The sequence below is a fragment of the Gammaproteobacteria bacterium genome, assembly GCA_016705365.1.
Taxonomy (GTDB): domain Bacteria; phylum Pseudomonadota; class Gammaproteobacteria; order Pseudomonadales; family UBA5518; genus UBA5518.
In genome coordinates this window covers 132,266-145,501 of the sequence record JADIYI010000009.1, presented here as the reverse complement: position 1 = coordinate 145,501, position 13,236 = coordinate 132,266, and the positions used below count along the sequence as shown (strand labels likewise).

At 60.7% G+C, this 13,236-nt stretch carries 15 protein-coding genes and 3 pseudogenes; 10 read left to right on the top strand and 8 right to left on the bottom strand.

Annotation, left to right across the window (positions count from 1 at the left end; translation table 11 throughout):
* Positions 1 to 31: 31 nt before the first annotated feature.
* From IPF49_18855 to IPF49_18835, 5 genes and pseudogenes are all read left to right on the top strand, one after another.
* A complete protein-coding gene (locus IPF49_18855) occupies positions 32 to 211 on the top strand; it encodes a hypothetical protein (GenBank protein MBK6289646.1) in 180 nt (59 codons plus the stop codon).
* On the top strand, positions 204 to 1,151 hold the full coding sequence (locus IPF49_18850) for an RHS domain-containing protein (GenBank protein MBK6289645.1): 948 nt from the start codon (positions 204 to 206) through the stop codon (positions 1,149 to 1,151). Before IPF49_18855 ends, IPF49_18850 begins: the two co-directional genes overlap by 8 nt.
* A 381-nt stretch (positions 1,152 to 1,532) precedes the next feature.
* A pseudogene (locus tag IPF49_18845) lies at positions 1,533 to 1,646 on the top strand (helix-turn-helix domain-containing protein).
* Positions 1,647 to 1,711: 65 nt separating this feature from the next.
* Positions 1,712 to 1,906, top strand: a complete 195-nt coding sequence (locus IPF49_18840) for a hypothetical protein (protein MBK6289644.1) — start codon at positions 1,712 to 1,714, stop codon at positions 1,904 to 1,906.
* Positions 1,907 to 1,939: 33 nt separating this feature from the next.
* Positions 1,940 to 2,149, top strand: coding sequence for a hypothetical protein (locus IPF49_18835; protein MBK6289643.1), 210 nt, complete (start codon positions 1,940 to 1,942; stop codon positions 2,147 to 2,149).
* Between the two features lie 435 nt (positions 2,150 to 2,584).
* Here the strand turns inward: IPF49_18835 and IPF49_18830 are convergent.
* The 6 genes and pseudogenes from IPF49_18830 to IPF49_18805 form a co-directional block, all read right to left on the bottom strand.
* Positions 2,585 to 2,977, bottom strand: a pseudogene (locus tag IPF49_18830) (transposase).
* 137 nt (positions 2,978 to 3,114) lie between these two features.
* The gene (locus IPF49_18825; protein MBK6289642.1) at positions 3,115 to 3,549 is read right to left on the bottom strand and encodes a hypothetical protein; all 435 of its coding nucleotides are present in this window, start codon (positions 3,547 to 3,549) and stop codon (positions 3,115 to 3,117) included.
* Between the two features lie 329 nt (positions 3,550 to 3,878).
* On the bottom strand, positions 3,879 to 4,310 hold the full coding sequence (locus IPF49_18820) for a transposase (GenBank protein MBK6289641.1): 432 nt from the start codon (positions 4,308 to 4,310) through the stop codon (positions 3,879 to 3,881).
* 79 nt (positions 4,311 to 4,389) lie between these two features.
* Positions 4,390 to 4,635 (bottom strand): annotated as a pseudogene (locus IPF49_18815) (IS3 family transposase).
* Between the two features lie 37 nt (positions 4,636 to 4,672).
* Positions 4,673 to 5,935, bottom strand: coding sequence for a type II toxin-antitoxin system HipA family toxin (locus IPF49_18810; GenBank protein ID MBK6289640.1), 1,263 nt, complete (start codon positions 5,933 to 5,935; stop codon positions 4,673 to 4,675).
* Positions 5,925 to 6,263 (bottom strand): helix-turn-helix transcriptional regulator, encoded by a 339-nt coding sequence (locus IPF49_18805; protein MBK6289639.1) that lies wholly within the window; start codon positions 6,261 to 6,263, stop codon positions 5,925 to 5,927. The genes IPF49_18810 and IPF49_18805 overlap by 11 nt, the downstream gene beginning before the upstream one ends.
* A gap of 396 nt (positions 6,264 to 6,659) precedes the next feature.
* Here IPF49_18805 and IPF49_18800 point away from each other — a divergent pair, with 396 nt between their 5' ends.
* The 3 genes from IPF49_18800 (at position 6,660) to IPF49_18790 (ending at position 9,371) form a co-directional block, all read left to right on the top strand.
* Positions 6,660 to 8,147 (top strand): Fic family protein, encoded by a 1,488-nt coding sequence (locus IPF49_18800; protein MBK6289638.1) that lies wholly within the window; start codon positions 6,660 to 6,662, stop codon positions 8,145 to 8,147.
* 253 nt (positions 8,148 to 8,400) lie between these two features.
* Positions 8,401 to 9,174 carry a pseudouridine synthase gene (locus IPF49_18795; protein MBK6289637.1) on the top strand — a complete coding sequence of 258 codons (774 nt, stop codon included), beginning with the start codon at positions 8,401 to 8,403 and terminating at the stop codon, positions 9,172 to 9,174.
* Positions 9,171 to 9,371 (top strand): DUF1289 domain-containing protein, encoded by a 201-nt coding sequence (locus IPF49_18790; protein MBK6289636.1) that lies wholly within the window; start codon positions 9,171 to 9,173, stop codon positions 9,369 to 9,371. The genes IPF49_18795 and IPF49_18790 overlap by 4 nt, the downstream gene beginning before the upstream one ends.
* Positions 9,372 to 9,403: 32 nt before the next feature.
* Here IPF49_18790 and arcC read toward each other — a convergent pair whose 3' ends face one another.
* Positions 9,404 to 10,339 (bottom strand): carbamate kinase, encoded by a 936-nt coding sequence (arcC, locus tag IPF49_18785; GenBank protein MBK6289635.1) that lies wholly within the window; start codon positions 10,337 to 10,339, stop codon positions 9,404 to 9,406.
* Positions 10,340 to 10,393: 54 nt separating this feature from the next.
* Positions 10,394 to 11,584 (bottom strand): pyridoxal phosphate-dependent aminotransferase, encoded by a 1,191-nt coding sequence (locus IPF49_18780; GenBank protein ID MBK6289634.1) that lies wholly within the window; start codon positions 11,582 to 11,584, stop codon positions 10,394 to 10,396.
* A gap of 386 nt (positions 11,585 to 11,970) precedes the next feature.
* Between IPF49_18780 and IPF49_18775 the strand changes: the two genes are divergently transcribed.
* Both IPF49_18775 and IPF49_18770 read left to right on the top strand, forming a co-directional pair.
* Entirely contained in the window at positions 11,971 to 12,372 is a 402-nt protein-coding gene (locus tag IPF49_18775) for a cupin domain-containing protein (protein MBK6289633.1), read from the top strand.
* Between the two features lie 42 nt (positions 12,373 to 12,414).
* Positions 12,415 to 13,227, top strand: a complete 813-nt coding sequence (locus tag IPF49_18770; GenBank protein ID MBK6289632.1) for an NAD(P)-binding domain-containing protein — start codon at positions 12,415 to 12,417, stop codon at positions 13,225 to 13,227.
* The last annotated feature ends 9 nt before the right edge of the window (positions 13,228 to 13,236 follow it).

Below are 13,236 nucleotides of genomic sequence, written 5' to 3'. Positions count from 1 at the left end.
ATACGATGCCGCCGGCAACCTGACGCAGGAATTGCGGTCCGATGGCAGCACGCGCAGCTATGCCTACAACGCACTCGGCCGGCTGAGCGCGGTCACCCGCACCGTTGGCGGCTCGGGCGCGATGCCGGTGGCCTCGTATTACCACAACGCGCTCGGGCAGCGGGTGGCGAAGTACGTGGCGGCGAGCGGGCAGTGGACCTATTATGTGTGATCTGGACGGCAAGCTGCTGGTCGAGCAGCCGGGCAACAGCACGGCGCACCGCGATTATGTGTATCTCGATGCCTTACCCCTGGCGCTGATCGATGTACCCGTCAACCCGGCCACGCAAGCGACCAAGGCCTATGCGATCCACACCGACCATCTGGGCACGCCGATGCGGCTCACGGACACCACCGGCACGGTGGTCTGGGCGCTCGACAGCACGCCCTTCGATGCGATCCACGGTGCTTTCGGCCTGCCCAACGAGGACGTGGATCTGAACGGCACCTCGATCACCTACAACGCACGCTTCCCGGGTCAGTACTTTGATGCCGAGACGGGGCTGAACTACAACTACTTCAGGGATTACGATCCGACGACGGGAAGATATATCGAATCCGATCCGATTGGGCTCGCGGGTGGGCTCAATACGTACGGGTATGTCGGTGGAAATCCCTTGGGATATTACGATCCCTATGGATTGTTCGGATGGTCTGATATGCCACTGCTACCGCAGGAGGTAGTGGATTTTTCAGCGGGGCTAGGCGACGCACTACTATTTGGTTTTGGTGACGATCTTCGCTATGCCCTGAATGTTGACGGTGGAGTTAACGAGTGTTCAATTGCCTACGATGCAGGCTGGTATGCATCATTAATCGCAGGTGGAGGGCGCTTGGCATATGCTGGGCTCGCCAAGGGTGGTTCGATGGTGATTCGCTCAGCGCCGAGAGCTGTGAATTATCGGCAAAGCTTGAAGGTAATATTTAGGGGAGGTCTCTTCCCCAATTTCCGTCGGAAAACATATGAGGCTTTAAAGGCTGCGGGGAAATCTGACGCTGCAATTATTCGTTCTTCTGGGGTTACCAACCTGAGGGTCAACCAAGCTGGTGCAATAGTATTTGCTGGTGGAGCAGCTAACCAGTCGGGCGGTGCGTCATGCGAGTGTCAGTAAAAAAGTACTTCTCCCCGGTTGGTTTTTTAACCGCGACTATTGTTGTAGTTGGTGGAGCCTTTTTGTTGAGTTCATTTACTCGCCTGGAGTTCCTATCCTCCCTTCTGATATGCGCTGGTGCTCTTTTATTGAATGGTTTGGTGATTGCACTACTTGATGATTGATCTTTAATAATCATCCCCATTTACACATAATGCAAGTTATGTGCGTATTCCCCCGGCGGCCACCCAAACTCCCCCACCTGTGGCCACTTGAAAATCCCCCACCTGTGGCCACTTGAAAATCCCCCACCTGTGAGCTGACCGGTCGGTATGCGCCGGCGGTTGTTGCGGGACGTTTACGCTGCTCCCCTTTTGTTCGGGGAGCGAGGAGTTGAACGTCTTGAAGTCACATTTGCAGACCACCATTGCCACGCTGCTGGCGCACGGCGCGAGCCAGCACGAGATTGCGCGGCGCACCGGCGTCGATCGCAAGACCATCCGTCGGTATGCGGAAAAAGGGGACAGATTTATTATTCCCGAAAAGGTAACTGCACCCACGACGCGCTGAATCGCCTGCGCGTGGTGAACTGGGCAAGCGGACAAATCGATCCGGCTGTTACGCTGGCCGGCAACATCAACCACGCGCCCTTCGGCGGGCCGAGCGGGTGGCAGTTCTGGAACCAGCAGACCGTGAGCGTGGGGCGTGACCCGAAATACCGGATAACCACGCTGCAATCGAGCCAGACGCCCGCAGGGCGGTGGCCCAGGACCTGACGCTGACCTGCCAACACCGCCAACCTGGTGACCGTGATCACGGACAACACGGCGGCGCTCTCGGAGAGCTTTGGTTACGACAAGCTCTACTGGAATATGGGGACAGATTTATTTATCTCGACGTGTGGGGTGCAAATTCGTAAATCATTGCCAATCGAAGTGAAAAACATGCTCGGTGGCGCGAAGTCCGACTTCAATGACCATTCCCTGATAATTCCCTGTTATCAGAAGCGTTCAGTCTGAATTCTTTAGAATATCTGCTGCTAAATCAGTGGGCTAAGGGGGTATGCATGGCAACGTGCGATAGAAGCGAATGATTTTCCCTGTAAATTTCCCGTGAACAGGGAAAATTCCGGAGACGAGATCGCGCCAGACTGCAACCACCACCAAATAGAAAAGGGACCCTGAGGTCCCTTTTCTATTTGGCGAAGCGAGCGGCGTGGACGAACCCTCTGGTTCGACAAATCGCGAAAGCGATTTGAAACGAGCCGCTACGCGGCGACGCAGGACGCCGTAACGCAGTGGAGGCGCCCCGCAGGGGTGAGGCTGCGAAGCAGCCGAATCACAAATCGGCAGGACTGCCGATTTGGACGCGCGAGCGAAGCGAGAGCGCCCGCAGGGCGAGCAGTTGTGTACGTCAAGTTGTGCAAATTCGGTGGCCATGTTCAGAGGTGCTGATCATGCGGCCTCGCGCAATTGCTCTTTCTTCTGCTCCTTCAGCAGACCCATGTTGATGTAACGGTGGTCCTCGAGCCAGGTCTCGTGGGTTTCCACGCACAGCGCCAACACCAGACGTCGACACGAAGCGGGATTCGGAAAGATCCTCACGACCCGTGTGCGCCTTTTGATTTCCTCATTTAGCCGCTCAAGCAGATTCGAGCTCTTCATGTGCTTGTGATGCTGGCGCGGTAATCGGTAAAACGTCAGCGTCTCGCCGATGTTCTCCTCGACCCAATCGGTAAGGCGTGGATAACGGCTTTCCCAGCGCTTGAGCCAGGCAGCCAGGTCCTGCTGCGCCTCCTTGAGGTCTCGCCGGTCGTAGAGCCAGCGCAATTCCTGCAAACAATCGTCATCTTTGCCGCGGCCTTCGGGCGTAATTTTGGCTCGCCAATGATGATTCGGTGCCAAGACGCCGTGGTAGCGAGTGAGGTTGACGCGAGGACGCGACACCAGGGCGGCGAGGCATGCATCTGCCTGCAGGTATTTACTTACTGGCCCGGCTTCAACAGCATCATGCTGAATGCGACGATCAGCAGCAGCAGATGCCCGACCTGAAGTACGACCTGCATACCGACCTTCACCTCACTTCCACCGCGGGCGACTGCCTGTCGGGCAGGCTTGGTGAAGCGCTTCAATGCGGTGCTGTAGAACACCATGACCAGAAGGCTCATCCACAACCAGAATTGAGCCAGAGACCAGGAACCCGTGTACACGAGAATCAACCCCGTCAGGGTGACGATACCCGCAGTGCTGATTTCTACGAATCCGACCGCATTTGCCGCTTTCAACAGTCTGGCGTTCGCCGGATCCGTCGCAGGTTTCACGGCGATCAGAACGGAAAGTGCGACTGACAACATTGCGAGAGTAAAAAGCAGCAGGGCGGTTCCACTGTGAACTGTCCCCAGCATCTGATGAAATTCCACGATCTCGGTACCTTTTGTACGATGTATACGTTGTGTCTGGGTCGTATCGAATCCTGGGAATTGGCCCGGGCATACGGCTCCGATCTCACATGACATGGTCTACGGTATGAGTGAGTATAAGCAGCATAAAGGGTCGGTTTGCAGGAAGCCATGCCCATTGTCACCCGAGTTTTCCCGGGATTCCCCTGAAAATTCGTTGTCCGACTGCTTGATGCTGCCCTGAAACCGGGCGCGGTTTCGGCGTTTCCCGCTTATTTTCGCTCGCGGACACAGCCGTCCATGTGCCAATGTTTTCTCATCAGCGGTGTCCTTCCGAATGATGGTTGTGGTTACGCCGGCGCGGTATCCATTTGCGCCGGGACAGGGCGTGACGGTGGGGCTCGCGGTGGCGCCACGAGCAGTGGTGCCGCCGGGGCCTTGTGTTCCTTGTCGCGCAGATGGACCAGAATTTTGTCGATGACTACCTGCTCTTCCATGCAGGCAATCACCTTGACGGGCCCGCTGCAGCGCGCGCAGGTTTCCACATCAATGTTGAACACGCGCTTCAACCGCTGTGCCCAGGTCATGGAAGCATGGCGTTCGGTCGGTGAGGAGCCGTCGCGCTGCTGCTTTCGCTGGTCTCCTTTGCCGCGGCCTGCGGGCGTAATTTCGGCTCGCCAATGATGATTCGGTGCCGAGACGCCGTGGTAGCGAGTGAGGTTGACGCGAGGACGCGGCACCAGGGCGGCGAGACGCGCGACAAAGTCGATGGGCTCGAACACGATCTGCGTGGTACCGTCACGGTACGGTGTGTCTTGAGGGTGTAGACGACGGGGGTGCGGATAAAAACTTGGACTTATTTTATGCCGTAAGTCCAAGACTCTCTCGGTATTCGATGGGGCTGAGAGAGCCAAGGGATATCTTGATCCGCCTCTCGTTGTACCAGCGGATGTAAGTATCGACTACCTGAATGAACTGCTCAATGGTGGTGGTCTTCCAATCCCGAGGGTAGAACAGTTCCGTTTTCAGCCGTCCGAAGAAGCCTTCGCATGCAGCGTTGTCAGGCGAGCACCCCTTGCGAGACATCGAGCGAATCAGGTTCGCATCACCGATCGGGGGTGCGGACGTCAACACTGGACTGACATCACGCAAGCATTATGTGTTCGAGCGCATACGGGTTCAGGAACTGGCGCTGCCACAGGAATGTCCGCTCGATGGCCGGCAATTCCGCTTCGTCGCAAACGCTCGCCCAATTCGCCTGGATGCCGGTAATCTGCTCGCGCACGATCTCCGTGGCTTGCGAAACGCTCAGCAGAAACGCCGGCGCCGCATCGATGCACACGGCAACACGGCTTAGTCGATTGCCGGCGTGAATGACCATGCCCTGCGAGGCCTCGCCACCCGTGCGATTCTGCGGACAGATATCGTAGGCAGGCGTCAGGCGGAGCGTGTGCCCGTCCCAGAATGCAGCGTGGTTGCGCGCATGATCATCGGTGTTGCCGCACAGCACATTGAAAGTCATGCGTGCGAACAGCTCGCGCAGCGTCGCGACAGGTTCGGCAAACCGGTGCCGCATGATTTCCGCCAGCTTCTCGTAGCTGGCGTAACGCGCTGCCATCTCGTCCAGTTCCAGCAGCGTCAGCGCGGACACCATGGCGTGCCGATGCCAGCCCCCGCCACCCCACGTGCGATCGAAGCGCTGCACCAGCAGCACGTCCTTGTTGAGCGAGCGGGCGAGGGTGACCGGTGCGACATCGAGGCCGACGAGCATCGCGAGGCGCATCGCCACGTATTCCGCCTTCACCACGTTGAAGGTATCGGTGCTCGAGGAGAATTTCGCGATGTATTTGTGGCGACCGTCCTCGATCGGAGCCTTGGGGCGCGCGCCACCGAGCGAGGTGCCGTGCTGCAGCGCGGTACCCAGCGATACGGGTAGCGGTAAACCCTGTTCGATACGCGCGGCGGCCTCGACCAGTTGCGGCAGCGAGGCCTGGCCGGTCTCCCGCGCGACGTACTCCGTTGGCGAGCGCTGGAAGTCGAGGGCCCCGGCCCGGTCGGAGCTCGACTCCAGCATGTAGGTCAACTCGGCAAGGTCTGCTGAGTCCGCGGCTTGGCCGCGCACCCCGAGCCTGCGGTTCAGGATGACGCGCCGACCCCACGCATCCGGTGATGCGTCGCGCAGGCAGCCTGCCATGCGCAGCCCGGTGAGCGGCTCGATCAGGCCCTGGCGAAGCGGCAGCTCCGGGAGATGCAGCGGTATCGCGCCGTCGCGTTCCAGGTAGCTGCGGCCGTAGTTGAACACAAGCCGGTCGCCTGCCTTGCTTATATGGCCCGCGACCACGGGTTGCGTTCCGCCGGGCAGCCACACCCAGACATAGGCATCCTTGTAATCGGGATCAGAACTCATCGTGCACGTTGCCGCTCGGCTTGCGCACCGCCTTTGGCAGCAGGGCGCCGATGGCATCGGCCTGCGCGCGCCGCGCACCCAGGTCCGCCAGCGACTCCTCGAACAGGGGCACGCCGACGATCGCCGCGACCTCGAAACTCACCCCGATCGCGCAGCCCGGCTCGCCCTTTTCGATGCGCTGCATCAGCGAGCGGGAAATGCCTGCCCGTGTCGCCACATCGGCCAGGGTCAGGCCGCGACGCTTGCGAGCCTCGCGCAGGAGCTGGCCAAACAGGCGCAGGGCTTCGGTGGCGTACTCGGAATAGATTCGGGATTTGCGCTTGCCCATGCTAAAACCTGATTTTGCCTCATTGAGGAGTCATATAACGGTCTAATGTCCTGTTAGTGAGTCATTGTAGGATTTTTGCCTAGCTTGTCAATCAAAATGATTCATTAATGAGTCCTGTGACAGCTTCGTGTCCTGTTATTGAGACATGGGATATGGGGGTAGATATATTTTCAGCGGATATGGGGACAGATTTATTTTCTGAAACAGGAGGCAGACCAAGGCTTCCTGCCAGCCCGTGCGTAATGCGGCACCTCGAATACTGACTTCAAACAGGATATAAACCGACAAAAATCTGAATTCATTGATTAGAAAACACATAGAAACTGGATAATATCAAGAAAACAGTCGATTATTAATCCATAGCTCACAGAAATCGCATGATTTATGGATCAAGCAATGGGCAGTCCCCGCCTTTACCTGGCACGCTCCGCCAAGGAGCGGGATGCGCTCGCCTACCGCTCCCGCAAGGGGGAGCTTCGCCGATTGGCCCCCAGGGTCTACATCGCAGCGGATGTCGATAACATCGATGCCTTGCTGCGTGCGCAGTTGGCGCCTCTGCTGGAGTTCCTGTATCCCGGCCACGTGCTGGCCTACCGCAATGCGCTGAGCCTGTTGCCGGAGAGTTCACACGTCTACCTGATCACGCCCAAGCCCAATGCGCGCAACGTCAGGGTCGGGCCGCTTACGATTCACCTGTTGCCAGGCGCCGTCGACACGGGCACGGAGCAGGTGCTGCCGCGATTGAAGCGCATGACGGAGGTGCGCGTCCTGCTGGAGTCCGAAGCCGGGCAGAAAGCACGTCGGGGGCGGGAGAAGTTTCTCCGCCCGGACGAAATTGAAGCCATCCTGGTCAAGCGGCTGGCCCAGGGCAAGGAGCGCGGATTGAACGCGCTGCGCGATGAAGCGCGTGCCTGCGCGGACGCATTCGGGCAGGCGGACGCCTTTGCTGCATTGAATGCGAAAATCAGTGCCTTGCTGGCCACCGGTGATGCCGGGGGTGTGCTGCATTCATCCGCCGGCCATGCGCACGCCGCCCGCGAACCGTTCGATGGCGCCTGCCTGGCGCGTTGCGAGCGGTTCGCCGAGTACCTGCAGCGCCAGTTCTTCGCGCCGCTGCCGTTCGTCTACGAGAGGAGCGCGTGGCGCAACCTGGCGTTTTTCGAGGCCTACTTCTCGAACTACATCGAGGGCACGGAAATGACCGTGGAGGAGGCGCAGCAGGTTGTGTTCGAACACCGCGACCTCGCGCAACGCAGCGGTGACTCGCACGATGTGCGTGGCAGTTGGGAGATTTGCGCGGACCTCGAGGAGATGAGCCATGTGCCGCAGGATGCCAGTGCCTTTCTGTCGCTGCTGCGCAGCCGTCACAAGGTGCTGCTGCGCGGGCGGCCCGTCATGCGGCCGGGCGAGTTCAAGCACGCCGCCAACCGTGCCGGCAACACGCCGTTTGTTGCGCCCGAGTGCGTTGCCGGAACGCTCACGCGAGGCTTCGAAATCTGCCAGGCGGCGGCGCCGGGTTTCACGCGCGCACTGCTGCTCCATTTCCTGATCACCGATGTCCACCCGATGCAGGACGGCAATGGCCGTCTCGCGCACGTCCTGATGAACGCCGAGCTGGTGGCCACCGGGCAGCACAAGATCATCGTGCCGAACGTCGCACGCGAGGACTACCTGAACGGCCAGCGTCGCGCCAGCCGCGCCGGCGACTTCCGCACCGCGACCAAGGTGCTCTACCAATTGCATCACTACACCGCTGCGCTTCCGGCGACGCTGTACGACGAACTGCTGGAGCGTCTGGAGCGTGACGGCGCCTTCAGCACGCCCGACGAGGGGGTCGCGACCTTCAACGCAGTGCGGCGCGCCCACCGCTACGACGAGCGTTAGGAGGCAGGTCTCGATTCCCGGCCCGCGCAAATTCAACCTGCGTCAACGGCACACAGTCCTTTTCAATCCAGAGATGGGACCGGAGGGGCTGGGCCAATGAGTCATGCATTCATGAAGCTGGTCGCGGACGGCCGCGGCGAGGTATCTTGATGTGCTTCGCAGACGCGGCTGACAGCAGCAACGCGATGTATCGACGCACTCTGCACCGTCTGCCATCACGACAATTTCAGCCAACCGAACAGGATCATGCCCGATGCGGCTCGACAGGTTCCTCGAATCGCGGCTCTCGTGCTCCGCGCGCACGGTGCGCTACCTGTTCGCCGAGCGCCGGATTCGTCTCGATGGTGTGGCCGTCGCCAGTGGCGACCAGGAAATCTCGAAATTCTGCCTGGTCGAGGCCGACGGCAGGGTGCTGCAGTCCGGCACGCCGATCCACCTGATGATGCACAAACCCCGGGGCTGCGTCAGCGCGACTAGCGACCGCAGGCACCCCACGGTCCTCGACCTGATCGATCTGCCGGGAAAGGAACGACTGCACCTCGCGGGGCGCCTGGACTTCAACACGACCGGCTTGCTGCTGCTGACAAACAACGGCAACTGGTCCGGCCGGATAACCCTGCCGCAGCGGAAAATCCCCAAGACCTATCGCGTCCACACCAGAGATGCGATAAGCGCCCGCTACGTGGAAAAATTCGCGGCGGGAATCCATTTCCGCTTCGAGAACCTGACTACGTTGCCGGCGGAGTTGAAAATACTGTCCGCCAATAGCGCGGAGCTCACCCTTTACGAAGGACGCTATCACCAGGTGAAGCGCATGTTCGGATTCTTCGGCAACGAGGTCATCGCCCTGCACCGGCTGTCCGTTGGAAACATCGTTCTGGATGAAAGTCTCGCTCCGGGTGAATATCGCCACCTGAGCGCGGCCGAGGTTTTATCGGTCGACCAGCAGCCGGGCAGCCACGCGGAGCCCGGGCGGTTGCCACGGCCGCTCCGCGATACCGTGCCACGGCGAGCGGCACCGCAATGAGCGCAGTCACTCCACAGGCCTCTCCGTGCATCCGCCACTGCACCCTGGACGAGGCGGATATCTGCATCGGTTGCGGACGCTCGTTGCAGGATATTCTCGACTGGTCGGCAATGGATGCAGATGCGCGGGAGCAGGCGCTCGAGCGTGCTGCCGCGTGGCGCGCCCAGGCACGGTTGCGCCAGCCGGGCAGACCATGACGAAGAAACCCGTAGCCGGTCCGCAAACCGGGCTACGCGAAGTGCATTCCCTCGCCTTCGACTGCAATCGTGGTGCCCGCTTCGCCCGCGAGGATCGCGCCGAGCTCCGCCAGCGCGCCGATCGCGGCCGCTTTGCCGGTTCTCTCGGCAAAGCGGCAAGCCGCCGCCACCTTCGGACCCATCGAGCCCGCGGCGAACGCGATGTGCGCGAGCGAGGCGGGCGTGGCCTGGCGGATCGCGCGTTGTGTCGGCTTGCCCCAGTCGAGATACACCGCCTCGACGTCGGTGAGCATCACGAGGCGATCGGCAGCGAGCTCGCGTGCCAGCAGCTCCGAACACAGGTCCTTGTCGATCACTGCCTCGACGCCGACGAGCCTGCGTTCGCTGCCTTGCGTGTACAGCGTCGGAATTCCGCCACCACCGGCGCAGATCACGATCGTGTCATGCTCCAGCAGCCATTTTATGGGGCGGATCTCGAAGATCCGTTGCGGCAGCGGCGAGGGCACCACGCGGCGCCACTTCTCGCCATCCTGCCCGAAGGTCCAGCTTTTGCTCGCGGCCAGACGATCGGCCTCGTCCTTGTCGTAGACCGGGCCGACGAACTTGCTCGGGTTCGCGAACCCCGGATCGTCGGGATCGACCTCGACCATCGTCAGCAGGGTCGCGAACGGCACCTCGACGGGCAGCAGGTTGCCGAGTTCCTGCTCGATCATGTAGCCGATGCCGCCCTCGGTCTGCGCGCCGAGAACATCGAGCGGATAGGCCTCGTCGGGCTTGCCGGCGGCGCCCTGCAGCGCAAGCAGACCGACCTGCGGCCCGTTGCCGTGGCTGATCACCAGCTGGTGCTCCCGCGCGACGGGTGCGAGCGCCGCGGCGGCGACACGCACGTTGGCGCGTTGCGCCGCGGCGCTCATCGGCTCGCCGCGCTTGAGCAGGGCATTGCCACCCAGCGCAACCACAATTCGCATGGTCTCGTCTCCCGGTGTCGTGGATTGCCGGCAGGCCGCGCAGCGGACCCCGGCCTAGCGCACCAACGTCTGGCAGAAACTCGCGATACGCTCCATCGCGCGCGCCAGCTGTTTGTGGTCCTGCGCCAGCGTGATGCGCACGAAGTCGTGTCCGCTCGGCCCGAAACCTGCGCCGGGTACCGTGGATACCGCGGCGTTCGCGAGCAGGGCCTCGGCGAAGCGTTGCCCGTCCAGGCCCGTGGCGCTGGTGTTCATCATCACGAACATGCCGGCGTCGGGGGTGTCGCAAGCGAGTCTCGGCATCGCGTTGATGCGTTCGACCACGAAATCGCGCCGGGCCTGGTATTCGAGCCGCATCTTCTCGACATACACATCGTCGTGGCGCAGGGCATAGGCGGCGGCGTCCTGGATGAACTGCGAACAACCGAACAGCGTGGCGCCACCGAAACGCGCCAGCCGCTCGGCCAGCGGTTCGGGCGCCACCGCCCAGCCGATGCGCCAGCCGCTCATCGCGTGCGATTTCGACAGCGCATCGATCATCACCAGGTTGTCGAGCTCGCGGGCCGAGGAGCGCAGGCTGCGGTGGCGCTCGCGAAAGGTGATCATCGAATAGACTTCGTCGCAGATCAGCCACAGATCGCGTGCCCGGCAGAATGCCGCCAGGTCGCCGAGCTCGGCGGCACTGATCATGTTGCCCGCAGGGTTGCCGGGCGTGTTCACCATCACCGCGCGGGTATCGCGGCTGACCGCCGCCTTGATCGCCTCAATATCGATCGCGAAATTGCGCGTGGCGATCAGCGGTACGTTCTTCACGCTCACACCCACCGCCTGCATCATCCCGGTGTAGCCCACGTACATCGGTTCGGGGATGATGATTTCATCGCCCGGGTCGAGCAACGTGGCAACCGTGCTGAAGATGGCATTGGTGGCGCCCGGAAACACCACCACCTCCTCGGGCCGGCAGGGGTGCGGCGAGGTGCGGCTCTCGAGTTCGGCGATCGCGAGGCGCAGCTGGTACTCGCCCTGCGCCGAGGAATAATGGGTGCGCCCGGCGCGCATCGCGGCCAGCGCCTCGCCGAAGATCAGCGGCGGCGTATCGAAATTGGGATCGCCCACGCACAGCAGGATCACGTCCTCGCCGGCGTCCAGGCGTTGCAGCGCCCGGTAATGCACCGACCACGCCGCATCCGATCCCTGGTCGAGTCGTGCGGTGGTTCGGCTGTAGCGCGCGGTGAAGGTATTCATCCCGGTAACCTGCCCATGGTTGGCCGGCTCCAGATTAGCAGAATGCATGCGAATCCATGGTAGCTTGCCAGGGGCGACACGCGGGAACAGGGGGCAGACGCATGCGCGGGCAGGAGAGAGGAGAGGTGAATGCAGAGGTGGGAGCCGAAGGCAGTGCAGCGCGACCGGTATGAGGTGCGGGTCAAGGGCAAGCAGCGAGACCCGAGCGCACCGTTCCAAATTTTTGGAATCCAATGAAAACTGGAATAAGGGTCCCCTTATTCCCCCGATTACATTATTGTCTCTTGATCGATCACAGGCAGGACGGGGTAGCAGGGCCCTGTCCTTGTGAGGCGAGCAGCATTTCGGGATGTGTTCATCCATTTGCAGAGCAAGAGGAAATCACGATGTCGCCATTTCGTACAATGATTATCGGTCTGCTGGTCTCGGTTATGCCGCTGGTTTCAACGAGCGTGATCGCCGAGGATGGGGTCGTTTTACCTCTCCTCAGCAAGGAGCTGGGAACAGATGGCAAAGAGGGTCTGATGCTGACAGTCAGCTACCCTCCGGGTGCGGAAACCCCGATACACCGTCACGACGCTCACGTATTCGTCTACGTGCTCGAAGGCGCCATCACAATGCAGGTTTCAGGACATGAACCGGTAACTCTGGGCGTTGGCGAGACATTCTATGAATCGCCGACGGACGTTCACGCCGTGTCGAAAAACGCGAGCGACACGGATCCGGCAAAATTTCTTGTATTCCTGGTGAAGAACAAGGAGACGCCACCGGTTATCCCGGTTCAGTAATGCACGGGCATGCCAGGTTGGCACGGAGGTAATCACGGGGTTATGAGAAATTTTACTTTTTTGCTCGCTTTTGCGTTGTTTGCCCTGCCTGCGGTTTTATACGCACAGAGTCGGGAGACCGTGGCCGTTATCGGTACGGGTGACATGGGAGACTCAGTCGGCCCCAAACTCGCGAAGAGGGGATATCGCGTTATTTACGGTAGTCGTGATCCGACACGTGAATCGGTCAAATCTCTGGTGAGTCGGACTGGAGCCGATGCGAGTGCGACGACGCAGCAGCAGGCGGCACAGCAAGCGGCGATTGTTGTGCTGGTCGTGCCGTGGCCGGCAATGGAACAAGTCGCCCAGAATCTTGGGAACCTGGATGGCAAGATCGTGATAGATGTTTCGACACCCACCCGCCAGGCGGCGGATGGTTACCTGGAAAGTCTGGTCGAAACTTCGAGTGCCGAGATGATCCAGGCCTGGAACCCACGAGCAAAAGTGGTGAAGACCTTGCTCGCAGGGTCCAATGTGATCGACGATCCGATGACCCTCGGGGGGCGGGTAACGAGTTTTGTTGCCGCCGATGATCGCGAAGCCAAGGAGGTGGTTGCAAGGATCATTGCGGAACTTGGGTTGCAACCGCTGGATGCCGGACCCTTGCGCAACGCCCGGGAGATCGAGGCATGGGCACGTCTGTGGTTCGTTCCAGTGCTGCAGAAGCGAAAACAAGGGTTCGAACTGGCTGTTCTCCCCAGCAACTACTGGTACTGCATTTGGCAGGATGACTGGTATGCGCCTGTTGGCGACAGTGGGAACCTGGCCAAATTTCCCGACCCGGAAAATCCGCCAGAACCCTGCCCCGCAAATTAGCCAAACATG